This window comes from Paenibacillus naphthalenovorans (genome assembly GCF_900099895.1).
Lineage (GTDB): Bacteria > Bacillota > Bacilli > Paenibacillales > NBRC-103111 > Paenibacillus_G > Paenibacillus_G naphthalenovorans.
Genome location: NZ_FNDY01000003.1, coordinates 218,931 through 244,335, shown reverse-complemented (window position 1 = coordinate 244,335; position 25,405 = coordinate 218,931). Strand labels below are relative to the sequence as shown.

General features: G+C 52.8%; 22 protein-coding genes. 3 read left to right on the top strand and 19 right to left on the bottom strand.

What is annotated here, in order from left to right:
- The first annotated feature begins 25 nt into the window (after positions 1-25).
- The gene (locus tag BLT35_RS05065; RefSeq protein ID WP_074727181.1) at positions 26-457 is read left to right on the top strand and encodes a VOC family protein; all 432 of its coding nucleotides are present in this window, start codon (positions 26-28) and stop codon (positions 455-457) included.
- Positions 458-615: 158 nt separating this feature from the next.
- On the opposite strand, the gene BLT35_RS05060 is transcribed toward BLT35_RS05065, so the two are convergent.
- From BLT35_RS05060 to BLT35_RS27875, 17 genes are all read right to left on the bottom strand, one after another.
- Positions 616-1,122 (bottom strand): PCYCGC motif-containing (lipo)protein, encoded by a 507-nt coding sequence (locus BLT35_RS05060; protein WP_074727180.1) that lies wholly within the window; start codon positions 1,120-1,122, stop codon positions 616-618.
- A gap of 5 nt (positions 1,123-1,127) precedes the next feature.
- On the bottom strand, positions 1,128-2,453 hold the full coding sequence (locus tag BLT35_RS05055; protein WP_083351199.1) for a replication-associated recombination protein A: 1,326 nt from the start codon (positions 2,451-2,453) through the stop codon (positions 1,128-1,130).
- Between the two features lie 237 nt (positions 2,454-2,690).
- The gene (locus tag BLT35_RS05050) at positions 2,691-3,443 is read right to left on the bottom strand and encodes a tRNA threonylcarbamoyladenosine dehydratase (protein ID WP_074727178.1); all 753 of its coding nucleotides are present in this window, start codon (positions 3,441-3,443) and stop codon (positions 2,691-2,693) included.
- A 31-nt stretch (positions 3,444-3,474) separates the two neighbouring features.
- A complete protein-coding gene (gene aspS / locus BLT35_RS05045; RefSeq protein ID WP_062409218.1) occupies positions 3,475-5,259 on the bottom strand; it encodes an aspartate--tRNA ligase in 1,785 nt (594 codons plus the stop codon).
- A gap of 44 nt (positions 5,260-5,303) precedes the next feature.
- Positions 5,304-6,563: a histidine--tRNA ligase gene (hisS, locus tag BLT35_RS05040; protein WP_074727177.1), complete on the bottom strand. Its 1,260-nt coding sequence runs from the start codon at positions 6,561-6,563 to the stop codon at positions 5,304-5,306.
- 496 nt (positions 6,564-7,059) lie between these two features.
- Positions 7,060-9,018 (bottom strand): FAD-dependent oxidoreductase, encoded by a 1,959-nt coding sequence (locus BLT35_RS05035; RefSeq protein ID WP_062409220.1) that lies wholly within the window; start codon positions 9,016-9,018, stop codon positions 7,060-7,062.
- A 119-nt stretch (positions 9,019-9,137) separates the two neighbouring features.
- Positions 9,138-10,673, bottom strand: coding sequence for a coproporphyrinogen III oxidase (locus BLT35_RS05030; protein WP_074727176.1), 1,536 nt, complete (start codon positions 10,671-10,673; stop codon positions 9,138-9,140).
- Positions 10,674-10,776: 103 nt separating this feature from the next.
- On the bottom strand, positions 10,777-10,911 hold the full coding sequence (locus BLT35_RS27770) for a hypothetical protein (protein ID WP_256846966.1): 135 nt from the start codon (positions 10,909-10,911) through the stop codon (positions 10,777-10,779).
- A gap of 155 nt (positions 10,912-11,066) precedes the next feature.
- Complete coding sequence (gene dtd, locus BLT35_RS05020; protein ID WP_062409222.1) at positions 11,067-11,513, bottom strand: D-aminoacyl-tRNA deacylase; 447 nt, start codon at positions 11,511-11,513, stop codon at positions 11,067-11,069.
- A 40-nt stretch (positions 11,514-11,553) separates the two neighbouring features.
- A complete protein-coding gene (locus tag BLT35_RS05015; RefSeq protein ID WP_062409223.1) occupies positions 11,554-13,746 on the bottom strand; it encodes a RelA/SpoT family protein in 2,193 nt (730 codons plus the stop codon).
- Between the two features lie 232 nt (positions 13,747-13,978).
- Positions 13,979-15,043 (bottom strand): CotH kinase family protein, encoded by a 1,065-nt coding sequence (locus BLT35_RS05010; protein WP_074727175.1) that lies wholly within the window; start codon positions 15,041-15,043, stop codon positions 13,979-13,981.
- Positions 15,044-15,204: 161 nt separating this feature from the next.
- The gene (locus tag BLT35_RS05005) at positions 15,205-15,717 is read right to left on the bottom strand and encodes an adenine phosphoribosyltransferase (protein WP_074727174.1); all 513 of its coding nucleotides are present in this window, start codon (positions 15,715-15,717) and stop codon (positions 15,205-15,207) included.
- Entirely contained in the window at positions 15,714-18,146 is a 2,433-nt protein-coding gene (gene recJ, locus BLT35_RS05000) for a single-stranded-DNA-specific exonuclease RecJ (RefSeq protein WP_074727173.1), read from the bottom strand. Before recJ ends, BLT35_RS05005 begins: the two co-directional genes overlap by 4 nt.
- Positions 18,147-18,163: 17 nt before the next feature.
- Complete coding sequence (locus BLT35_RS04995) at positions 18,164-19,108, bottom strand: cation diffusion facilitator family transporter (RefSeq protein ID WP_074727172.1); 945 nt, start codon at positions 19,106-19,108, stop codon at positions 18,164-18,166.
- A 76-nt stretch (positions 19,109-19,184) separates the two neighbouring features.
- The gene (gene secF, locus BLT35_RS04990; RefSeq protein ID WP_074727171.1) at positions 19,185-20,096 is read right to left on the bottom strand and encodes a protein translocase subunit SecF; all 912 of its coding nucleotides are present in this window, start codon (positions 20,094-20,096) and stop codon (positions 19,185-19,187) included.
- Complete coding sequence (gene secD / locus BLT35_RS04985) at positions 20,086-21,318, bottom strand: protein translocase subunit SecD (protein WP_074727170.1); 1,233 nt, start codon at positions 21,316-21,318, stop codon at positions 20,086-20,088. The genes secF and secD overlap by 11 nt, the downstream gene beginning before the upstream one ends.
- A 113-nt stretch (positions 21,319-21,431) precedes the next feature.
- Positions 21,432-21,950 (bottom strand): post-transcriptional regulator, encoded by a 519-nt coding sequence (locus BLT35_RS27875; RefSeq protein WP_367888773.1) that lies wholly within the window; start codon positions 21,948-21,950, stop codon positions 21,432-21,434.
- 182 nt (positions 21,951-22,132) lie between these two features.
- On the opposite strand from BLT35_RS27875, the gene spoVB reads away from it, so the two are divergent.
- Positions 22,133-23,692: a stage V sporulation protein B gene (spoVB, locus tag BLT35_RS04975; protein ID WP_062409226.1), complete on the top strand. Its 1,560-nt coding sequence runs from the start codon at positions 22,133-22,135 to the stop codon at positions 23,690-23,692.
- Between the two features lie 16 nt (positions 23,693-23,708).
- Here spoVB and BLT35_RS04970 read toward each other — a convergent pair whose 3' ends face one another.
- Positions 23,709-24,383 (bottom strand): DUF421 domain-containing protein, encoded by a 675-nt coding sequence (locus BLT35_RS04970; protein ID WP_074727169.1) that lies wholly within the window; start codon positions 24,381-24,383, stop codon positions 23,709-23,711.
- Positions 24,384-24,625: 242 nt separating this feature from the next.
- Between BLT35_RS04970 and BLT35_RS04965 the strand changes: the two genes are divergently transcribed.
- Positions 24,626-24,985: a TIGR04086 family membrane protein gene (locus BLT35_RS04965; protein WP_062409228.1), complete on the top strand. Its 360-nt coding sequence runs from the start codon at positions 24,626-24,628 to the stop codon at positions 24,983-24,985.
- 87 nt (positions 24,986-25,072) lie between these two features.
- On the opposite strand, the gene yajC is transcribed toward BLT35_RS04965, so the two are convergent.
- A complete protein-coding gene (gene yajC / locus BLT35_RS04960; protein ID WP_062409229.1) occupies positions 25,073-25,390 on the bottom strand; it encodes a preprotein translocase subunit YajC in 318 nt (105 codons plus the stop codon).
- Positions 25,391-25,405: the final 15 nt, after the last annotated feature.

Sequence of the window (25,405 nt, the reverse complement as noted above, 5' to 3'; positions counted from 1 at the left end):
ATTATTCCAAAGGGGCTGTTAAACAATGTCAATCAGTTTGAACCCGTATTTGATTTTTGACGGCAACACGAAAGAAGCGGTCCATTTTTACGAGAAAGCGCTGGGTGGGAAAGTGATAGGCATCATGACGTTCGGAGATATGCCGGCAGACCCGAATCATCCGTTGACGGATGACATGAAGGATCGCGTTATGCATGCGCACTTGAAAGTCGGCGACTCGGATCTCATGTTCTCCGATACGTTCCCAGGCATGCCTTATCAGCCAGGCGATACGGTTCAGATTGCCATCCATCCCAGAGAAGAGGCAAGAGCGAGAGAAATCTTCGCCGCTTTGGAAGACGGTGGACAAGTCGTCATGTCCCTTCAGAAGACGGATTGGAGCCCTATGTACGGAATCATAAAGGACAAATTCGGGGTTACTTTCCAAGTGAATGTCCCAATGGAGCAGCCGCATTAATAGCACATAGACTTCCGCTCCGCTAGCAAACAAAGCCTCCTGTTCGCGAATGGACAGGAGGCTTGATTCATTTTGGCACTGCAATTTTTTACTGCAACTAGACCCGCTTACAGCTATTTAAGTTCACATGTTAGCCGGACGATTCATACTCTATGCGGTTATATCGGCATCGGCGTCGGGGTCGGTTTCGCAAAGCCTTTCATGTAAGCCTGATCGATGGCTTTACGGATTTCCGGCAGAGACTTGCCCTCCTGAGTCATCTTGATGGACTGAACGGCGATCTGCAGGCAGACACCGCATCTCGTGCCGTGATCATCCCACACGACGGAGCCGTCTTCATTTTCTTTTTGAATGAAGCAATTCAGGTTGCTGACGTGTCCCGCACTCTCACCGCAGCCGCAGTAGCAGGGCATCCATTGGAGAATGTCCGTCGCTTTCCCCGCCGCTTGATACACGAGACGTATCTCTTCTTGCTGGTTGTCCAAAAAAGAGGGCAGGATATCGGCCGAAGCCGTTTTTTCTTGAATATCGCCAACTGCCGTATGCTCATGCCCCTGGTGTCCGCTTGGTGTCTGGACTTGCTCCGGCTTGCTCCCGCATGCCGAAACAACCACGGTAACAGCGGATAAAATCAAGATCATTGCGATAAGCCGTTTTCGTTTCATGTTATTCACTCATTTCGTTTGGAGTTGGAGGACCGGCGCTTTTCTTGGTTTTGCCGGATTTTATCTTCCGTTCCCTGACCGGTGGCTATATAAAAACGCTCGTGTTTTATCGGACCCGGCAAATACTGCTGCTCCACATAATGCCCCGGATAATCATGCGGGTACAGGTAGCCTTTGTGTCCGAGCTGCTCCGCCCCTTGATAATGCGTGTCCCGCAAATGCAGCGGTACTTCAGCGGACCTCAACCTTTCCATAGCCTCCGTTACCTTGGACAGCGCTAAGGGAATGGCATTGGATTTCGGACTTTCTACCGCAAACAGGATGGCTTGGGCAATCACATATTTCGACTCCGGCCACCCGATTTTATGGTAGGCGTCCATCGCCGTCACCGCCTGGACCATGGCCTGGGGGTTTGCAAGGCCGATATCCTCGCTGCACATGACGATGAGACGCCGCAAAAACGTCATCGGGTCCATCCCGAGCTTCTCCACTGCATACATAAACCAGAACAGCGCTGCGTCGCTGGATCCCCGCAAGCTTTTGTGAAACGCCGACAGCACATCATACTGCGTAGACTCGTCCGCTTTAATGGTAGGCCGGCGAATCGACTCCTCCGCCACCGCCAGCGTAATTCGAACCTTACCCTCCTGATCAGGCGGCGTCGTCAGCGCAGCAAGCTCCAAGGCATTCAGCGCCCGCCGAATGTCACCGCCCGCCATCTTCGACAGGTGCTCCAGCGCCCCTTCCTCTGCTTCGATGGACATATATCCGAGTCCGCGCTCCTTGTCGGACAGCGCCCTCCTCATCGCAATAAGGGAATGCTCATGCGTGAGCGGCTGCAATTGAAACAGCGTCGAACGGGACAGCAGCGCACCGTTCACATGATGAAACGGGTTTTCCGTCGTTGCTCCGATGAAAATGATGATCCCTTGTTCTACCGCAGGCAGCAGAGCATCCTGGCGGGAGGTATTAAAGCGGTGCACCTCGTCCAAAAACAGAATCGTTTTTTTGCCGTACAATGACCGATTACGCTTGGCCTGATCGATCACTTCACGGACATCTTTGACACTGGCATCCACTGCGTTCAGCTTGACGAAGATGCCGGAGGTACGGCGGGAAATAATATGGGCAAGTGTCGTTTTTCCCGTCCCGGGCGGACCGTAGAGCAGAATGGAAGTCACTTGATCGGCCTCGATCGCTCGGCGGAGCAGTTTGCCCGGTCCTACGATATGCTCCTGTCCGATATATTCCTCTAACGTCACCGGACGCATCCGGTCGGCAAGCAGCTTGCCGGACGAATTTTGTTCGGCCGCCATCGTAAACAAATCCATATCCATTCACAACACAACCTCTTAGCTTCATTTGCCTTATCGCATCGATAAATTCAAACTTTACCGTTTGCTGTTTATTATATCAAAAATCCCTCTCATGAGCACACCCGCCAGACCGTCACGCCCGCGACGCGCGGCGCAAACCGATGCCGCCTTGTTTATCGCATTCCAAATATTGCAAAAAAAGCAGCCCTGAGTTTGTTAGGCTCAAGGTTGCTTTTTCAGTCGAGCGATGTTTTACTTGATGCCGGCTTTCTCCAGCAGTTCCTTCACCACGACACTCACCATGATCAGTCCGACAACGGGCGGCACAAAGGAATTGCTGGCCGGAGGCTGCTTGGCTTTGCGGATATCCGGCGCATTCTCCGGAACGATTTTTTGAGTCACGTCCACTCTCGGCTTCACCGGCTCCTCCGTAGAGAAAACCACCTTCACACCTCTCTTGATGCCTTCCTTGCGCAGCTTGTGCCGGATGACACGGGCAAGCGGATCGACGGAGGTCTTGGAGATGTCGGCCACCTGAAAGCGGGTCGGGTCCATCTTGTTGGCTGCGCCCATACTGGAAATGATCGGAATCTTGCGCTGCAAGCACTGTTTGATCAAATGAATCTTATAGCTGATCGTATCCGATGCGTCAATCACATAATCAAGCGGGTACTCAAATAACTTCTCATATGTTTCTTCTGTGTAAAACATGCGCAGAGCGACAGCATCGCATTCCGGATTGATCTGAAGAATACGGTCTCTCATCAGCTCCGCCTTCGGCTGGCCAACGGTCGACATCAGCGCGTGAATTTGGCGGTTGATGTTTGTGATATCGACGACATCCTTGTCGATCATCACGACCCGGCCAATGCCGGTGCGGGCCAACGCTTCGGCGGCGATCGAACCGACGCCTCCGATACCCAGTACCGCTACCGTACTGTTCTTCATGACCTCAAGCCCTTCCGGACCGATAGCGAGCTCCGTTCGGGAAAATTGGTGCAGCATGAGGGAAGCTCACACTCCTTTTCCAATTCGTTTATTTGTTCGTCGGCGGCTTTAACGCCAATCGTATCGAAAGCTGCTCCAATTGCTTGTCGTCCACCGCTCCCGGCGCATCGGTCAGCAGATCCGTCGCGCTGGCTGTTTTCGGGAATGCGATGGTCTCACGCAGGTTGCTGCGTCCGGCAATCAGCATAACCAGGCGGTCGAAACCGAAGGCGATCCCCCCGTGCGGCGGTGTGCCGTACTCGAAAGCCTCCAGCAGGAAGCCGAATTTTTCTTGAGCGTCTTCTTTGGAAAAGCCCAGAGCCGCGAACATTTTCTCCTGCACTTCCCTTTGATAGATCCGCATGGAGCCGCCGCCCACTTCGTAGCCGTTCAGCACGAGGTCATAGGCTTGAGCGCGAATTTGGCCCGGGTCCGTATCGAAATAGTGCAGATCCTCTTCCTTCGGACGTGTAAACGGATGGTGCTCGGCCACATAGCGCTTCTCTTCTTCGTCATAGCTGAGCAGAGGGAAATCAACGACCCAAGCGAATTTGAACTGGCTGTCGTCGATCAGCCCAAGCTGGCGTCCGATTTTGAGACGCAGGTTGCCCAGCACATCCGCGACTACTTTCTTCGTATCGGCGGAGAACAGCAGCAGGTCTCCTTCTTCGGCTTCCAGACGTTCCTTCAGGGCTTCAAGCTCCTGCTCGCTGAAAAACTTAACGATCGGCCCTTTCAGCTCGCCTTCCTTGTACGTCATCCAGGCAAGACCCTTGGCACCGTAGCGGGCCGCAAACACACCCAGATCGTCGATCTCCTTGCGGCTCCATGTTGCGCATCCCTTAGCGTTCAGCGCCTTCACCTGGCCGCCCTTCTTGATGACGCTCGCGAAGACCTGAACGCCCGAATCGGCAACAATGTCAGACACGTCCTTCAGCTCAAGTCCGAAACGGAGATCGGGCTTGTCGGAGCCGTACTTGCCGATCGCGTCCGCATAGCTGATGCGCTGGAACGGAGCGGGAATTTCCACGCCGGCCGTTTCGCGGAACAGCCTTACAATCAGCTGCTCCATCAGTTCAAGCAGTTGATCCTGCGACAAGAAGGACGTCTCGATGTCCACCTGCGTAAATTCCGGCTGGCGGTCGGCGCGCAGGTCTTCGTCGCGGAAGCAGCGTGCGATCTGATAATAACGCTCCAAGCCGCCGACCATCAGCAGCTGCTTGAAAATTTGCGGCGACTGCGGCAGCGCGAAAAATTCTCCCGGATGAACGCGGCTTGGCACAAGATAGTCACGCGCTCCTTCCGGCGTGCTCTTCGTCAATATCGGCGTTTCGACGTCAATAAACCCATTCTCGTCAAGGAAGTCGCGGAATACCTTGGCCGCCTTGGAACGGAGCATTAAGGTGCGCTGCATTTCCGGACGGCGCAGATCCAGATAACGGTATTTGAGACGCAGCGATTCATCGATTTCGATGCCGTCTTCGATGAAGAACGGAGGATTTTTGGCCGCATTCATAATCTCGATCTCCGTAATCTGCACTTCGATCTCGCCTGTCGGAATATTCGGATTCACCGTCTCTGCATCCCGCTCGACGACTTTCCCGCGAACCGCCAAAACATATTCGTTGCGCACACGGTCGGCCACAGCCAAGGCATCTCCTGAAAAAGCAGGATTGAACACGATTTGCACGATACCGCTGCGGTCGCGCAGGTCGATGAAGAGCACGCCGCCCAAATCGCGGCGGCGCTGCACCCAACCGTTCAGAATGACCGTCTCTCCGACGTTTGCCTTGCTCAATGTTCCGCAATGATGCGTTTTTAACATCTGGGTCATGTTGATTTCTACCTCCAAGTTTAATAAAAAATAAGCTGATGCAACTATGATCGAATCCGGCTCTGCAGCGTTTGAACAAAGCTGGAAAGCGGCAGCGTTTCCTGTTCTCCGGTAGCCATCGTCTTCACGGTGATTTCACCGCGTGCAAGCTCGTCGTCTCCCAGAATGGCTACATAGGTCGCATGATACCGGTCGGCCGATTTCATCTTCGCCTTGATCTTGCGGCCGAGGTAATCCTTCTCCGCCGCCAGACCGGCAAGGCGCAAGCTTTGCAGAAGCCTGACACACTCCTTCTCCGCCGCATCGCCCAGGCCGATGACATACACGTCCAGCGGTTTCGCCGCCGGAATGTCAATCCCCTGCGCCTGCAGCACAAGCAGGATGCGCTCTATCCCGAGACCCAACCCCACGCCAGGCTGGTCGCTTCCGCCGACCTGTCCCACGAGACCGTTGTAACGGCCTCCTCCTCCGATCGTATCGATCGCGCCGATCCCCGCCGCTTTGTATTCAAAGGCAGTATGCGTATAGTAATCCAATCCTCTGACAAGCCGCGGATTAATGCGGAACGGGATATCCATCGCCTGGAGATGGTCCTGCACCGCCTGAAAATGCGCCGAACATTCTTCATCCAGATGCTCCAGAATGGTCGGAGCGCCTTCACAGTACTTTTGATCGATTTTGCAATCGAGAATGCGCATAGGGTTGCGGTCGTAACGGGATTGGCAATCTTTGCAGAGCTGATCCTTCACCGGAGCGAAAAATCTCTGCACGTGCTCGCGGTAGACCTCCCTCACCGCAGGATTGCCGACGGAGTTGATCTCCACGGTCACGTCTTTGAGCCCCAGTTCCTTGTAAAAGGTGAACCCAAGCGCGATGACCTCCGCATCCAGCCCGGGATCCACAGAGCCGAATGCCTCGATGCCGAACTGGTGGAACTGGCGGTAGCGCCCCGCCTGCGGCTGTTCATACCGGAACATCGGCCCGATATAATACAGCTTGCTGATATCCGGTTCGCCGTAAAGCTTATTTTCGACGTAAGAGCGAACGACACCGGCCGTTCCTTCAGGACGAAGCGAGATGCTGCGGTCGCCCTTGTCCAAAAACGTATACATTTCTTTTTCGACAATATCCGTCGTTTCCCCTACCCCGCGCTTGAACAGCTCGGTATGCTCAAAAATCGGTGTACGGATTTCACGGTAATTGAAACGCAGACACAGCTCTCTGGCCTTGGACTCGATATACTGCCATTTCTCGATCTCGCCGGGGAGTAGATCTTGCGTACCTTTCGGTTTTTGAATACTCATCTATCGACCGCTCCTTTCTTTATCGACCACAAGAAAACGCCTTTCTATAATAAAAAACTCCCGCCCCTGAATTTGATTCAGGGACGAGAGATTCACCAACCGTTTGATCTCCCGCGGTGCCACCCACGATTTGAACGAATCCTGCGGCGCATGGCCTTACGGCAGCCTGGCCCACAAGCTCCATTCACACTTCAGCAGCGGATAACGCCCGCCTGCGCAAGAACGGCTACTGTCCGAATAAGATTCCTGCAGCCAAGGTACGTTTTTCCGCTGCTCTTATTCCGGTGTTCCCCGCTTGTCCTCCGGGAGGTCTGTTCGTCCGATTCGCATAAGGAAGCTTGCAGCCGCGGCTTCCCTCTCTGACTATGCAAGATTCGAAGTACTTTGTCCCTTCAACGGATCATGGAATATGACTCAATCGACTACGTTATATTCTAATCATGAAGATTTCCAAAGTCAAGCCAAAACTAACTCTGTATCGAACGAATTCGACAAGTTATTTCAAATCCTTTACGGCATTGTACACATCCCTGATCATCAAGTAAGTGTCACCGTTCGTAAGCTCCTGTTTATTCGCAATGGCCTCGACCGTTTCCGGCTTCAGGAAGCCTCTGCTTTGCAGAACTTCAACCGCGTTTTCCCGGGTGGCATCCACCTTGAGCATCAGAGCAACCATATATGCCGCTTGCTCGATGGAAACCGGCAGATTTTTCGGATCCGTGTCTTTTCCTAAAGCAGCCGAAGGGCTGCCGGACAGCGTCTCCGGCTTGAATTTGCGCATACCCTCCAGCATATTCGCCACCCTCTGCTGGTTGCTTTTGTCGTCCAGGGCAAAATTGTTATCATACCCGCCGGTAGCAAGCCCCAGCGAAACCGCAACCTTCAGTCCGTCATACGCTTTGTGCTCCATGAACGGCTGCGGCTTGATGCTGAAAGGCTGAAGCACCATGCCTTGGTTGTTCAACGTTTCCTGCAGCAGCGTGATCGCATCTTTATTCGCAGCCATTTGCCGGAACGTGAGTCCCTTTTCTTTGGCAATCTTCACTGCGGCTCCCGCTGCTTCACCGGTAGCCATCCCGACAGGAATCACGCGGGCCGTACCGTGCGGAAGCGTATCGAAGCTTGCCGAGCGTCCGACGACCAGCAATCCGTCCACCTTGAGCGGAACGATGCTGCGGAAAGGAACGGCATACTGCTGCGGTACGGTTACCACAGCTCCGGTATCCGCAGGCGACATGCGCTGAATATCAACCGGATAGGAGCCGAAGGCGATCCGGTCCCATTGATCGCGGTTCTCCAGCACGTCAATGATGCTCAGCCTGTATTCTCCCTGAATATGCCTCGTCTCACGAACATACAGCTCAGGGGCAGTCGCGTCCAGCTCGATGCCGGCAAACTCGGGATACTTCTTTTTCATATAATCAACGATATGCGGAAGCTCTTCCTTGCCAAGTTGAAACGCTTCTTCCTTCGATTTCGGATCCGTGCCGTCGATTCCAAAAATTTGCAATGCGTTGATCAGCATCGTACCGTCGTTCTGCCTGCCGATATTGAGCCCGCGCATCGCGACCCGTTCCTTGTTCATCGGCGGGTAATCCTTCATATCCTTGTAACCCCAAGCGCTCATTTCGTTGATGCCCGTTCCGGGATCATTGTCGTTTTGCAGCCGCTGCGCCATCTTCTGCCAAACCTCGGGCGTGATATTTTTCAAACGGAACACAAGCGTAACGGCCATGCGCGACTTTTGATCGCCCAAATCCTCCCGGCCCGTGGTGTAAGGTACGCCGGCTGCCGCGGCCATATCCGCATCCTGGGTCGCATCGATCAGAGCCTTGGTCTGAACCGTTTTGACGGTGCCGTCAGCCAAGGTGATCTTCAATCCTGTGACGGTAGACGTCGATCCCGACTCGCTGACTACCGGCTCCATCTCTTTCACCTTGAGCAGCACATCCACGTTCTTCTCATTGGCCACAAGCTCATTGAAGGCGTTTGCCGCCGTAATCACATCAAAAGAATCGCCTTCGATTTTGGCATACCACTCTGCGAAAATACCTTTATTCAAAATCTCTCTTTTATGAAGCACCCCTTTATCGGGCTCATAATTCATATCAAGGCTGTTCAGCCAACCCAGGGACATCAAACCACCGAGAATTTCCCGGTTGTGCCCATCGACAAGCAGTGTTTTCAACCCGTTGCGGGATGCGGAAACCGCTGCTGCAACACCTTCAGGATCCGTGCCGGCCACAATGACGTCATAACTGTCTTTAGGAACCTCCACCGTTTTCACATCAGTAAGCTTTTGGGGTACGCCTGTACGGCCTTCGTACGCCTTTGTGCTTTCCGATTTCCACCAATACAAACCGCTGGCTCCTGCCGCAATCAACACCATCAGCGCCAGTAACAAAACATATCCTTTTGCGCTGCCGCCATTGGAAATTCTCGCTTTTACCGCCATACAACACCTCTTAATCATGTAATAAAGAAAATGTAAGTTCCAAATTATGCCTCGGAAGTCAGCCATAGGGGGACAGACAGTGCGTTTATACGTAAACGGGCGCAAATGGTTTCAAAAAATTACATCTTTTTCACCGCAACATCGTAAGCTTCATTCAAAAGTCGAATTTTTTTGCCGATATATTCCTTATAGGCCTGATTATAGACAGACGGCTCTTTCGGATTTGGGAAACGCTCGATACGCTGCTCGAAGCCGTCCTCGTGTGCTACCTTGGGAAACAACACCTTGCTTACCGCTCCGCAGCCAAGCCCGATAATGGTCTGCCGCTCTTCCATCATCAAAATATTGTACAAGCTTTCAAAGCCCTCCAAAGAATAACCTACATTTTCTTGGTTGCCGAGAATATTTTTTTGCCGATACATGTAATACGGCTTATAACCGTTACGCTCCGTCCACTCCGAAGCAGCCCGGATCATTTCAGTAATCTCGTCTCGCTTGGCCACCTCATAATCGTCCTTGTTCTTGGTCATCCGGGAAGCGCGCTTGAACGACAGCGTGTGCACCGTAAGCGACTCCGGCATCAGCTTCGCCGTTTCATCCAACGTCCGCTGCAGCTCATTCATTCCTTCATTGGGCAGCCCGATAATCAGATCCATATTGATGTTGTTCATGCCGAGCTTACGGGCCAGCTTGAAGGTGTCAATCGTTTCTGTCACGGTGTGATGACGCCCGATCGTGTCCAGTGTCGCCTGGGTGAAGCTCTGCGGGTTGATACTGATCCGGTTTACCTTCCAGCGCTTCATCACCTCGATCTTGTCCTCGGTAATCGTATCGGGACGTCCCGCCTCGACCGTCAGTTCACGCACTTTATCGATCGCGGGAAACGCTTCATGCATCGCAACGAACAACGCGTCCATCTGCTCGGCGGTAATGCTCGTCGGAGTGCCCCCGCCCCAATATATCGTAGTGATCGCAACACCGGCTTCGCGCATCCAGCGTCCCATTTCGCGAATTTCATAGTGCAGCCCCTCCAGAAAAGCTTCGACAGATCCGTTGCTGCCCCGGATGTCATAAGCCGGAAAAGTGCAGTAAGCGCATTTGGTCGGGCAAAAAGGGATGCCGATATAAATGCTCACCTCGCGTTCCAGACGGAACAAATCCGGAATCACCCTAAGCTGACGTTCGGCAATGCCTGCAAGCAGTTCCAACTTAGCCTCCGAAACCAAATATTCGTCACGCAGGATCTGCTTGCAGCTCTCGATGCTTTTGGTCATCATCATGTTGTGCATCAGCTTGGTAGGTCTAACGCCGGTAAGCGTCCCCCAGGCCTGTTCCATCCCCGTATAATCGCCAAGCACTTTCAGGAGGCCATAGCCGACGGCCCGCTTCACGGAACGTTTAACCCCTTCGTCACCGGACTTTATCGCCCGGCTGTGCCGGTTTTCATAGGTTTGTCGGCCGATTCTGTCGACCATCCGCACGTAGGCCGTCATCATCCCGTCCGACGTATCCGCTTGCACCTGGATGAGCATGTGCAGCCGCGCATCGGACGCAGGCTCGTATACCGCCTCGACTTCATCAAAGAACAGCTTACAGATATGGAATATCTCCGTCGTCTGCCCTTCAAAGCCAATCCGTTCAAATTCGATCTTCATCCATCATCCCCCTGCCATGATGAAATATTGACAAAACAAAAGCCCCATCCGGAGCCCTTTTTCGTTTGCTTTAGTTCTGGAACACGCCCGCGGTTTCGAAGGGTTAGCGGGAAGTTTTGCGCATGGTCCGCTTAAGCTGCTCGCTTACGGAAGAAAAGGCTGAGCCCGCTTCGCCATCAGCAAGCCCGGAAGGCAGCAGCGCAGCCGCTTCTTCCGTACGTCCAGAACCCAAACTCAATTGGAGCTCGGGCAATAACATCCGTTGTTCTTTTGGAGATCGGTACATGGTATGGAGTCAGCTCCTTATTTAGATACGAATCGGCAACATCTACGCCATGTCCCCATTTTCCCCAAAACCTTACGGACTTATCCTTCCTGCCCGGCAAAGCGCGGTTAGGCTTGCCTGCTTTCCACAATCAAAGTCACCGGCCCGTCATTCACGAGCGATACGTCCATCCTCGCTCCAAAGCGTCCCGTTTCCACCTGAAGCCCCCGCTCCCGCAGCAAATCGTTAAACCGGTCGTACAGCGGCTCGGCGTGTTCGGGACGCGCAGCTCCCATAAAATTCGGGCGGCGTCCTTTGCGGCAGTCCCCGTAAAGGGTAAATTGCGAAATCGAAAGCACCTGCCCTCCCGTCTCCAGCACGGAAAGATTCATCCTGCCGGCCTGATCGTCAAAAATACGCAATCCGGCCACTTTCTCCGCGATATAGGCGGCATCCTGTTCGGTATCGCCGTCGGCAATTCCGACGAGCAGCACCAGCCCGTGAGAAATCTTGCCCACGGTTTGGCCGTCCACGGTTACCGCGGCGTTCTTGCTGCGCTGCAATACGACTCTCATGTATCAACAATCTCCGTTTCCTATCGTAGTAGATCGCGGGTCAAGCCTGCATAATGCGCTGAACCGAGTATACATCCTTGATCCGCTTGATTTTCTCGACAACCGAATGCAAATGATCAATGTTCTTGATCAGGATCGTCATGTGGATCATCACCATCTTGTTCTTGTCCGAGCGCCCGGATACGGCGGATATCGTCGTTTTGCTCTCGGACACGACCTGCAGCACTTCGTTGAGCAAGCCGCGCCGGTCATGGCCGGTAATTTCAATCTCCACGTTATAGTTGGCTTCGACATCCTCCACCCACTCGACCTCAATCACGCGGTTTCCTTCATCGCTGAACTCGGGCGAAGGAATATTCGTACAGTCATCCCTATGGACGGAGACCCCGCGGCCGCGGGTAATATATCCGATAATCCTGTCGCCCGGAACCGGATTACAGCAGCGGGCAAAACGGACAAGCAGGTTGTCCACGCCCTTGACCCGAACTCCGTTCGTCGGACGGCCTTTGCGCTCCTTCTCCGCAGGAGCTTTCATCTCCTTGACTTCGGAGGTGAGCAGCGCTTGCTGCTGCGCTTCCTGGGCCTCTTTGCGGATCTTCTCCGTCAAGCGCGTAACGATTTGCGCCGCCGTAATCCCGCCGAAGCCGACAGCAGACAGCATATCCTCTACTTCCTGGAAGTTGAATTTGTGGGCAACCTCCAGCATCTCATCGTCTTTCATCAGCGCGGATGGCTCCAAACCAAGCCGCTTCAACTCGCGTTCGATCATCTCCCGGCCCTTTAAGACATTTTCCTCACGCCGCTCCTTCTTAAACCATTGGCGGATTTTCGAGCGCGCATGAGACGATTGGGCCAGCTTTACCCAATCCTGACTCGGGCCGTACGAATGCTTGGAGGTGAGAATTTCCACAATGTCGCCTGTTTTAAGCTTATGATCCAGAGGCACAATTCTTCCGTTCACCTTGGCACCGATCGTCCGGTTGCCGACCTCCGTATGGATCCGGTAAGCAAAATCCAGCGGTACGGATCCCGCGGGCAGCTCGATGACTTCCCCTTTCGGCGTGAAAACGAAAACCAAATCGGAGAAAAAGTCCATTTTGAGCGATTCTACAAACTCCTGGGCATCCTGCGTCTCGTTTTGCAGCTCAATAATCTCACGAATAAAATGCATTTTATCTTCATAGCTGCCCGACGGTACGTTTGTGCCCTCCTTATACGCCCAGTGAGCCGCAACCCCGTATTCGGACGTACGGTGCATTTCGAATGTACGGATCTGCACCTCCAACGGTTCGCCTTTGGGGCCAATGACCGTCGTGTGCAGCGACTGGTACATATTCGGCTTCGGCATCGCGATATAGTCTTTAAACCGGCCCGGCATCGGCTTCCAGAGCGTATGAATAATGCCTAACGTCGCATAACAGTCCTTAATATTGTCCACGATGATCCGCAGAGCAAGCAAATCGTAGATCTCGTTGAACTGCTTGTTTTTTACGGTCATTTTTTTATAAATGCTGTAGATGTGCTTCGGCCGGCCGGAAATATCTCCATCGATCCCCATCTCATGCAGTTTGTCGCGTACCGTGGAAATCACGTCATTGATATATTGTTCCCGTTCGGCCCTCTTCTTCTGCATCAGGTTGACGATCCGATAGTACTGCTGCGGATTCAAGTAGCGCAGTGCGATGTCTTCCATCTCCCACTTGATCGCCGATATGCCGAGCCGGTGCGCGATCGGGCAAAAAATCTCCAGCGTTTCGTCGGCAATGCGCCGCTGCGCTTCCTCCGACTGATGCTTCAGCGTACGCATGTTATGCAGCCTGTCCGCCAGCTTGATCAAGATGACGCGAATATCCTGAGCCATGGCGACGAACATCTTGCGATAATTTTCATTCTGATGCTCTTCCTTGCTTTTGAACTTGATCTTCTCCAGCTTGGTCAGCCCGTCAACGATCATCGCACATGTCGCGCCGAACTTCTCATGTACAACTTCCAAAGAAACGGTCGTATCCTCCACCACGTCATGAAGCAGTGCGGCAATCACCGAAGTCGTATCCATCTGCATATTGACGAGAATGTCAGCCACCGCGAGCGGATGCAAAATATAGGGCTCCCCGGATTTGCGCACCTGCCCGTAATGGGCCTGATCGGCAAACTCGTAAGCCTCGCGTATCCGGTTCAAATCATACTCTTTTAAATATGTGGATGCCTTCTCAAGAAGCTGCTCTATCCCCATCCGTCCATCCATTCCCTTAAATTGATTTTAATCCATTATGCCCTTGGAATAGGCTCTCCGTCAAGAAAATACGGGACAAACCGACATTTTGCGCGCCAAATAGAACCAGCTTAGCCGTTTTTCTCTTAAACGCAAGCGATTTCAATGGCAATGAAGGCCATGCATCCTGCTTTTTTTCGGGCACAAAAAAACAGCTCACTGTCTTCTGACGGTGCGCTGTCCGCCGTTTGGGTCAAAGCTCTTTTATCGCCTCGGTCACCAGGGTACGACGCTCTTCGATATATTTGCGAATGAACTGCAGTTCCCCGTCAAACACATGAATAGGCCATTTCCTTACCGGCTCCCATTTCATATAAGGCTTGATTTGGTTATGCATGGATTCGGCAGCCGGAAGAATCCGGGATACGGTAAACTCGGTTTGCAGCAGCTTGACCAACAGCCGTTTGTATTTCCTGCGTACTTCAGCATATTGCAGCAGCTTGCGTGTCAGCCGATTATAGCCCGTAATTCGTACCAAATCACTGCCGCAAGGCTTTCCGTAACAGTTGCGGCCCCATGTTCCCTCATAATCCCATGGAATCATCCTGTATTTTTGCGCAGCCCTATGACGGTATATCGCATAGTTTTGTTCGAATCCGTCGTAATTCCCCGTCAGCACAGCTCCGGCAAGCCATCGCAGATAATTATCGATATCGATTCTGCGATATAGATAAGCCTTCAGTTCATGGGCGCCTTTCGTTGTATTCAGCCGATGGATGAACCTTTTCAGCTTCCGCCTGTCCGCAGGGTTGCCCATGATTTGCTGATAGCCCGAGAACAGCTCCGCCTTCCTCCGTTTCGATCCGGGCTTTAGCAGATCGAAATTCGCATGATCGTTCACCGCATAAAAGAGCGATTGAACAGAGATTCCCCGCTGGCGAAAGAACGACCGGTCCACCCCCTCGATTTCGAGGTAAACGCCTAAGCACACCCCGTTAACAAAAAGCAAGCAGTGCTTCGTCGCCGGGCCCGGAACACCAATCCAATTGAAAAACCGGAAAGAAAGCGCATTGCGAATCAGGGAGGGATCGTCATATTCCGCGTTGTAATGATACGTTTTGCCTCCGCGTATTACCTCGTACGAACGCTTCGGGTACTCCCGCGTATGTCCGCCCCGATAACGGATTTGTATGTTCGCCTTGTTCCCGCCCGCCGTCATGACCGCTTGAACATACCGGTCGCTCCATACATTCTTTTGCAGCTGCTTCAGCTGCTGACTTCCGATCACAATATGCCTTGCCGGCAATTCCCCAGCCATCCTTTGGTTCCGCCTTTCCTTGGGAAAGACAAAAAACCTATTCGTAAGGAATAGGCTTTTTGTGCTGCTTTAGGATATTCGCCCTGAAGAACTTCTGCCACGGCATCTGTCACGCCCGGCGCGATTTCAAGGATGGCGAATGGATGGACACGCTGTTTATATCAATATTGCACCAGCGAGAGCACTTCGATGCCCTCCAGCTTCTCTCTTCCCTTCAACTCCAGCAGTTCAATCAGAAAAGCCGCGCCGATAACTTCGCCGCCAAGCTGCTTGACCAGATTTATCGAAGTCGCGATTGTGCCGCCCGTAGCGAGAAGATCGTCTGCAATCAGCACTTTTTGTCCCGGCGCAATGGCATCTTTATGCATGGACAATTTGTCTTTGCCATATTCAAGAGCATAATCCGCCTCGATCGTTTCACCCGGCAGCTTTCCGCTTTTGCGGATCGGGATAAAGCCTACGCCCAGCGCCACGGCCAAAGGAGCTCCAATGACAAATCCGCGCGCTTCCGGGCCGGCAATACAATCGATCTGAACGCCTTCCAGACGTCTTGTCATTTCGGCGATCACTTCCCTGTATACCTTTCCGTCCTTTAGCAAAGTGGTAATATCCTTAAAGCTGATCCCCGGCTGAGGAAAGTCCTCAATCACTCGAATATGTTCCTTGAAATTCATATGATTCCCTCCAACATGGTTTGGGTTTGCTTATGCCGGGCAAAGAGCCTTGACAGCAGTTCCTTTGCTGACGAGTACATCAGTTCCTGCTCCACATCCTGCCGCTTCATCCGGCTTTGATAAAGTAAAGAAGCGGTCAAATCCTTCTTCTCCGTTGACTCAATGATCCTATAGCCGTCACCCAGAGATTCCATCAAGTCCAATTCTGTAAATACATCCAATATGAAACGGGTCAGCGGAAGCGGCACTCCGGAACGCCTGGCTGTCCATTCTGCGCTCGCGGGTTTCGGCTTCAATGCCATGACCGCGCCGTAAACCGATTTAAACATATCCCGGCCGGGTAAGATCCCGGATTGCTTATCTTCTTCCGTGCCGCCGAAAGCGGCGTAATACCGTTGAACCGATGCGGCCTCCGCCGCCAGAGCGTCAAGCTGCTCCATTCGATCCGGCAGCGAATACAGCATCACATCATGCGCCTCGGATAATGCGTTGTCCTTGGCGGCCTCATTGCACGGACGGAACCGGCCGTGCAATGAGGCACACCAGAGAGCAAAGCCGGCTCCGGACGGTTTCAGGTTAGGGGGCGGCTCCGGACCGAACACCACCACGGCCGGCGGCCGTCCAGCTCCCTGAGGGTGCCGTTTAAGCCGTCCGCACAGCTCCGACAGCTTCCGGTCGGGCCTTGGCGTCCCGCGCCAATCAAACAATTGGACGCGATGAACCCCCAAGTCTTGAATCATGATCTGAGGCCGCTGCACCCCGTTCCATTCGTTGACGGACAGCTCGCCAAGAACGTCGATGGAGGCGGATGGGGAAATCCATTCAGCCAGCTGCCCTTTGCCGAAGCCGACGGCATCTACAGCAGCGGCCGTCTCGTTTCTTGCGCACTGCAAGGACAGCTTTAAGTGCTGCTGTTCTTTCCCTATCGTACGCATATCTTTTAGCGCCAGTTCCTTGAATACGAACCGGGGTGAAGGATTGCCCATGCCAAACGGACCGAGCAGCTCCAATTGGCGGATGCTTTCCAGATCGACTTCGCTAAATTCACAAAGCATGTCCGCATGCATCACGGGAATAAAATCCTCCGGAGCGAGCCACTCCATCGCCAATGCCGACATTCGCCGCGCAAGCTCAGGCAGATGCTCCCGCGCCAGCGTCATTCCGGCAGCCATTTGGTGCCCCCCGTAATGCTCCATCAGATCCTGGCAATGGGTAAGCGCCCGGTACATATCGAACCCGGCTATCGAACGTGCAGAGCCTTTCGCCATCCCCGTTTCTTTGTCGATCCCCAGTATGATTGTCGGAAGGTAATATTTGTCGACGATTTTCGAAGCAACAATACCGATGACGCCGACATTCCAATCCTCCTGGGCAAGCACAATCGCCTTGGGGAGTTCTCCGTCCACGCTGCGCTGCTCTTCGACCATCGCAACGGCCTGTTTTGCCATCTCGTCCACGATGCGCTGCCGTTCTTTGTTCAACTGGTCCAATTCAACCGCAAGTTCTTCCGCTTCCTGCTCGCTGGTCGCCGTAAGCAGTCTTACGGATGTATCCGCACTGAGCAGACGCCCGCTTGCATTAATGCGCGGAGCAAGAGCAAAACCGATATGAGTGGAATTTACGTCCTTCAGCGGGATTCCCGCCACACGAAAAAGCGCCCGGATACCAAAATTCGCAGTCTGCCGCATCCGCTCCAGTCCTTGCTTGACAATGATGCGGTTTTCTTCCGTCAGCGGCATCAAATCAGCTACTGTCCCAATCGCCGCAAATTCCAGCAGCTCTTCCGGCCAACGTCCCAAGATCGCTTGCGCCAGCTTCAGCGCCACGCCCACGCCTGCAAGCTGCTTGAACGGATAAGGACACCCGGGCTTCTTGGGATTGATGATAGCATACGCCGGCGGCAGCACATCCGGCGGTTCGTGATGGTCGGTGACCACCACATCAAGACCAATCGAATTGGCATATGCAATTTGCTCCACAGCGCTGATCCCGGTATCCACGGTTACGATCAGCTTGACTCCCTGCTCTTTAGCCGCGTCCAACGCGGCGATATTCAGTCCATATCCTTCATGGATCCGATGGGGTATGTAATAGTCAAAGCGGCAGTTCATTTGTCGCAGCAGATGAACCATCAGTGTCGTGCTGCTTACTCCGTCCGCGTCGTAATCACCGTACACACGGATCTTCTCGCCGGCCTCCATGGCCCGGCGAATACGTTTTACAGCATCGGCCATACCATCTAAAAGGAACGGATCATGGGTCTGATCCGTTCCTCCATGTAAAAATCGGGCGGCAAGTCCGATATCCGTCAAGCCTCGTACCGCAAGCAGACGGGCAATGAGCGGCGAAACATTCAATGCTTGGGAAAGCGCATCTGCCGCTTTTGGATCTACGCTGCCGATACTCCATCTGGCTTTTGTTGGTAGCATGCCTTCCCTCCCATCATTTAGTGAAGCAGTGTAGGCATTTCGTCGGCCTGCAAGTCATGATTTTTGTATGGATATCCGGGATCGTACGGGCTCACATGAACGAAAACGTCAGATACATGAATAAAACGCTTCATCAGTGTAAATTTGATAATCTTCGCGATATCGTGGCCTTCCTGAATGCTGATTCGGGGGTTTACGCTGATTTTGATCTCGACGATGACGTAATGGCCGTGTTCCCTTGCGCGCAAATCATCGATCGTGATGACTCCCTTCACGCGCTGAACCGTATCAAGCATCTCCGCCGAATCCTCTTGATGCAGCTCATGGCCGTGCTTGTCATGTATCGATTCTATCAGAAGTTGATATCCCGTGCGAACGATAAGCCCCCCAATGACCAGCCCGGCCAGCGGATCAAGATAATAAAGCGCAGTATTTCCCAGGTAATAGCCAAGCAGCGCACCCGAGACACCGATAAACGCGGCAATGGAGGCATACAAATCAGAGCGGTGCTTGCTTGCGCCGGAGGTTCGTTCATGTCCGGAAAGCTTTTTGTCCCTCCGGTATTTAAATTGAAACAGTGCTTCCTTAACCGCAATAGAGATAACGATAATGATCAGAGCGAAGGCCTCAGGCGCCTTGTCGACACCGTAATAAACCGATTTTATGGAAGAAATACCCGTTTCCAGGCCCAAAATAAGCAGCAGTACCGCGATCAGGATTGACCCTTTCGATATGGCTTTGATCTGCCCGTAATCAAGGTCTCCATCCGAAAACCTTTTGGCGGCGGGGCGTAAAACCGCGATGGAGCTGAATGCATCCGATGCGGAATGGAGCGCGTCCGCAATCAACGCTTTACTTTGTGACAAATATCCTGCCGTGCCCTTCAAGACCGCCAAGGCGAGATGGCCTGCTATACCGATCCGCACGTGGGCGGCCGCTTGTTTGCTTCGTTCTTCCGTCATGGGGCCACTCCTCCATGATATTGATAGAAAGGCCGCCGAAACTCGCCGTTTCGCGCGGCCGCGCTTGCTAAACCGCTTAAGCTGCGGCTTTCTTGTTAGCACCTAACGTCTTGGATTTCAATACCAGCCAGATCGGGCTTGCGATAATGATGGAAGAATACATACCGCTTATAAGCCCGATAATCATGGCAAGCGAGAAAAGGCGAATGGATTCGCTTCCCATAACGAACAGCAGCACCGCCGCAATCAGGACGGTCAGCACCGTATTGATAGAACGAGTCATCGTTTGCCAAATACTGCGGTTAACGACCTGGGACAAATCGTCAAAGGTCTTCACCTTGGCAAACCGCATGTTTTCACGAATTCGATCGAAAATAACGATCGTATCGTTAATAGAGTAACCGACAACGGTCAGTACGGCCGCGACAAACGGCAAATTGACCTCTAACTGGAAAATGGAGAATATAGCTATGACCATAAACGCATCATGAAGCAGTGCGGCGATCGCTCCAACAGCAAAACGCCATTCGAAACGAATGCTTACATAAAGCATAATCCCCAAGCTGGCAATCAATACCGCATAAATGGCTTTCAGCGCCAGTTCTTTGGCTAATTCCGTATCCACCGTGTTTTCTTCCTTGGAAATTTGATCCCCGAATGCCGTTTTGAAGCTGGCCTCGATCTGATCGATTTCCTGGGTAGTGAGCTCCTTATCGAAACGCAGCGTGACCCGGTCCCCGGCCGCTCCTCCAACAACGGGGGGTGTCGCTGTCTCCAGACCGGCGCTTCTGACGAGTTCAACAGCTTGCGACTGCTGAATCGCCTTGCCTCCCGTTGAGATATCAAGCGTCGTACCCGCTTTGAAATCGACCCCGAGATTCAAACCGAATATCAGCATCATAACGATTCCGATGACGGTGATGGCTATTGAGATGCCAAAAAATTTCCTGCGGTGCTTCATTAAATCATATTTGGCGTTATAGAGCATTGATTTCGGACTCCTTTACCCCAAAATAAGCTGGTTTTTTTACAATGTTGCTGCGTACGAGAAGGGTTAACAGCCATCTTGAGAAGAAGACGTTCGTCAATACGCTCACCAAAATGGTAAAAATCAGTGTCAGTGCAAACCCTTGAATCGCGCCCGTTCCAAGGAAATAAAGTACAGCTCCGGCAAGAATTGTCGTAAGATTGGCATCCAGTATGGTACGGAACGAGTGACGGGAGCCCGCTTTCAGCGAGGACATAATGCTCTTGCCGCTGCGCAGTTCTTCCCTGATCCGCTCATAGGTAATAATGTTGGCGTCCACCGCCATTCCGACCCCCAGAACAAATGCGGCGATGCCCGGAAGCGTCAATGTGGCCTTCATCAGGTAGATGACAAGCAGCATTAACCAGATAAAAGTCACGATGGTGATGGATGCAACCAATCCGGGCACCCGGTAATACACGATCATGAACAAAACGATCAATATGGATGCGATGATGCTCGCTTTAACGGTTTGCTGCAGCGACAGCTGGCCAAGCGATGCCCCGACGGATTGCGTATACTTTTCCGTAAGCTTTAGCGGAAGCGCGCCGAGGTTGATCGTGTCGGCAATTTTCTTTGCTTCTTCATACGTGTAGTTGCCGCTGATCGTGGCCGTGCCGTCCGTCAGTACCTGGCGTACGATCGGAGCCGATAGCTCCACCTCGTCCAAATAGATCGCAAGCGGCTGCCCGAGCAGCTTCTGCGTCACCTGACGAAATTTCTCGGGATCTTTTACTTTAATATTAACGAGCGGTCTGTTCGCCTCGTCGAAGCCGAGTTTGGCGGCACCGACTTCAAAGTCGCTCCCGACCATTTCCTTGGTGCCATCCGGACCGCGGAAAGACAGCTCCGCAGGCTTCTTCAATATCTCCCGGACCTCGGCTTCATTCTCAATACCGGCGAGCCGCACACGAATCCGGTCTTTTCCCTCCGTAGTCACTTCTGGCTCGCTTACCTTCTGAGCGTTTGCCCTTTGTTCGATGCTCCGGGCGGTTTCAAGCAGCGACTCCTTGGTCACCTGCTGTCCCGGTTCAACCGGTTCGGCAACGTACAGGATTTCAAAACCGCCTTTTAAGTCAAGACCCAACTTTATATTGCTTACAAGATGAGGACTCGTCCAAATGGCTGCAGCGAAGACGATCGCTACACTCACGAAAAACGCCACGATTCTTTTGATGTCCATAGCTATCTCCTTCCAAACTCAATATTCCTATTATACCTACCTGCGAAAATCGAGTCAATTTAAGGAGAGCTGTAGCAGATAGGGGGAGCAGTGCAAAAAAAGAAGCCCATTTATCATCGAAAATGGGCGTTGTCCTTATATATGCTCATCGTCATCCAATTCATAAATTGCGTCACTTTGAGAGACAGGATATCGTTCACGATCCGGTGCAGCGGCGGGATGCCGGTCTTGTTGTATTTGTCGCTTACGCATTCCCAAATTTCCTGGCCGGTCACATGCTCGTAACCGAGCATACGGAATTCCTGAGCTTTACTGCGGCATAGATCTTCAATCACCCGGTTCAATTCCTCGTCTTCCCCGGTTCCTTCTTCTCCGGTACCGGAGCTGCTCGCATCTGATTCTTCCTTGTCTGCTTCCGCGTCTTCGGCCGACGGCCGTTTTGTATCGTGCTCCGCCATTTCTTGCTCCCCGGCTTCCGCTGCGGCTGCGGCTCCCATGTAATGAAGCTCCATATAAGGCACCATGCTTTCGGCCTTCCTTTCGGAAGCCGAATCCGCCGCTTCCTCCGGACCTTGTTCATCCGGTTCCGGGTCTATGCCGCTATGACCCGGCTTCCATTCGTCTTTATCCATCCAGCATCCCTCCCGCATGCGAAGCCTTGTCTTAACTACCTATTCGCTGCCGCCGTTCGTTTTCCTGCCGCCGCCGGTATTTCCGCACTCAGAAAAATTGTTGCATGCGCAAGGACAGGTTATGCATATCCATTTAGTAACACCAGGGTCCAAGCCCATGGGAAAGAAAGAAGGTCATTCCCTTGACAAAACAATCGTTTATCAAAGGTACGCTCATACTGCTTGCAGCCGGTATCATTAACCGTATCCTGGGGTTTATTCCGCGGATAGCCCTTCCCAGGGTCATAGGTCCCGAAGGCATCGGTCTCTATCAAATGGGCTGGCCATTCCTCGTGGTTATACTTACCGTCGTAACGGGCGGGATCCCGATTGCGGTGGCCAAGCTGGTCGCCGCCGCCGAAGCGGAAGGAAACGAGGCGCGTGCCAAAAGCATATTTCGCTTGGCCCTTGCCGTGGCTCTCTTACTCGGCATCCTGTTTACGGCAGTGATCTTCTTTGGCGCGCGCTGGATCACCGACCACCTGTTTACCGACCCGCGCGTATACTTTACGTTCCTGTGCATGACGCCAATCGTTCTCTTTGTCGCTGTATCCTCTGTCTTTCGCGGATATTTTCAAGGACGCCAAGATATGATTCCGACAGCGCTCTCTCAAGTCATGGAAACCATCGTTCGGATCATAACCGTTCTGGCCTTCGCTTATTGGATGCTTCCTTACGGGATCGAATACGCCGCTGCCGGAGCGATGGTCGGGGTGGTGGCGGGAGAAATTTGCGCCCTGCTCGTCCTGATCCTGTATTACCGCCAGAGCCGCAAGCAGCGCACGCCCCGCGGACAAATCGGTTCCCACCGCTCGCTTTCACGTATCGCCAATCTGAAGCAGATCTTTAAGCTGGCTGTCCCCATCACCGGGAGCAAGCTGGTGGGCTCGGGTTCATACTTTCTGGAATCGGTTCTGATCGTTCAAAGCCTGGCCATGGCCGGTATCGCCACAGGGCTTGCGACAGCGCAATACGGAGCACTACAAGGGATGGTCATTCCCGTACTCATGCTGCCGAGCGCCCTTACTTTCTCGCTTGCCGTATCGCTGGTGCCGTCGTTATCGGAAGCCGCCGCCAAGAACGATATGCTCACCATTCATATGCGGCTGCACCAATCGCTAAAGCTCGCTTTGGTAACGGGCGCCCCCTTCGCGGTATTAATGTACGTTCTGGCCGAACCGATATGCTTATATATGTACGGTCAGCCCGGAGTCGGTTCCATGCTGAAGATGATGGCCCCGGCTGCCCTGTTCATTTACTTCCAGGCCCCGCTTCAGGCCGCCTTGCAGGCGCTCGAAAGACCCGGAAGCGCTCTAATGAATACGCTCATCGGATCAGCAGTCAAGCTGTCGCTGATCTATTTTCTGGCCAGCCGTCCTGAATACGGAATCTTGGGTGCCGTCATTGCCATTACGGTCAATATTATGCTCGTTACAACCCTGCACTGGCACAGCATCGTACGGCTTCTGCATTTCCGGATGCAGCTTTCCGATTTCATAAAAGCAGCCTTCTGCATGGCGGGCACGGCATTCGCAAGTCACACCGTCATGCAATCGAATTGGATCTCAGATGGTTTTGCCCGCTTTTTTGCCGCATGTATCATCGGTATGATCATCTATCTGCTTTTGGCCATCCTGGTGAGGCTCATCGACCGAAATGATTTGTTCCGTGTCATCTGGCTCGGCAAAAGGTTCGTAAAGTAAAGCTGTACGCCGCATTTTATTTTTTTTTATCGATAAACCATTTGCCCCGATGATCGATCGAGCAAAAAAATACTTCTTTAAAATCCTTTACCCCTAAAGACTGCAGCTCATGCTTCAGCCAAAACCTTGTTTTTCCCAGCTTCTGAAGACTCTCGTCCTGCACTTTTCCATCCATGATCAGCGGAAGCGGCAGGCCTTCATAACGAATGGACGCCTGTCCTGTCGAGGAGCGATCCAGATGATCTTTCTTTTCCGAGATCGTCAGCTTGCCCGAAGGCTCCAGAACGGCAAATTCCACATCGGCCACGTTCATCACCTTATTCTCACGAAGCTGAAGCAGCAGATCGTCAAGATTGTAGCGCTGCTTGTGCATCTCTTCACGGTTCAGCTTGCCGCCGTCAATGATGGCCGACGGCTTGCCTTCAAACCACCGGCGTAATTTCTCGCTTTTCAATGAAATATACGCAATGAGAAGCTGGATAGCCACGAGCGTCACCATGGGAAGAATCCCCTCCAGCATCGGCTTGTTCAAGTCCTCCAGCACGAACACGGCAATCTCCGCGATCATAATGGAAATGACAAGGTCGAAAACAGACAGCTTGCCTATTTCCCTTTTCCCCATAATCCGCATCATCAAGAACACGATCAGATAGACCAAGACTGTTCGAACAAATAATGTCCATATCTCCATTGGCTCTTCCTCCCGGTTACTCTTCAGGGAATATTTTGACCTTGGCCGCTGCTTGTCATGCGGGAGAATTGTTGGTAATTGTCTGAGGAACCTGTACTATTTTCTGGTACATGCCCATACAATGGGAGTGAAGCAGCGAGCTTGCGGTGCAGCGCCTCTTGTCCCGGCGAGCAGGAGCGAGCTTGCAGCCCTGAACCATACTTCAGGGGATCACGGATCGGATTAGGAGGAATGAGGTGACTATGAAAAAATCACCCTTGTTATCCGGATTAACGTATGCTGTCGGTGTTATGCTGATCGGCACGCTGATCGCCTCGCTCATCTTGCTCGCAACCGATATTCCGGAAGACTCTTGGCGCAAAACAACCTGGATGATTCATAGTTTGGCCATGCTGATCGGAGGGATGGTATCCGGAAAGCGAAGCGGCAGCAGAGGCTGGTATCAAGGCATACTGCTCGGAGCCTTGTACGTCGCCGTGGTTTGGCTTGTCGGCTTTTTGGCTTATGACTCGGGGCTTACAAAGGACACGTTGATTTTGGCGGGATTGGCGGTGCCGTCCGGAGCCATCGGCGGTATGATCGGGGTGAATTTGAAACGGTGATTTAAATTAAATAAAAGCCCGTGCCTCGCGTCAATCGCGATAGAACGGGCTTTTATTTGCGGCGGGATATCCCGCTGCCAAGTTGTTTTATTCCGCCGAACCTGACGAGCTCTGTACGGTGTTCACCGCAGAACGTTCGAATGTCAGCTTTGTCACGTCATTGACGCGCAGGATGACCGTATCGTCCGTCAGTTCGATAATCGTACCATGCAAACCTCCGATGGTAACGACCTTGTCCCCTTTTTTCAAATTGCTCAGCATCATATTGCGTGCCTTCTGGCGTTTTTGCTGAGGACGAATAAGTAAAAAGTACAGGACGACAAACATCAAAACAAGCGGACCGTAAGTAACCAAGTATCCCTCGATTCCCGGTGCCGCTGCAGCATCACTTGCCGCTAACCACATTAACTTTTCCCCTTT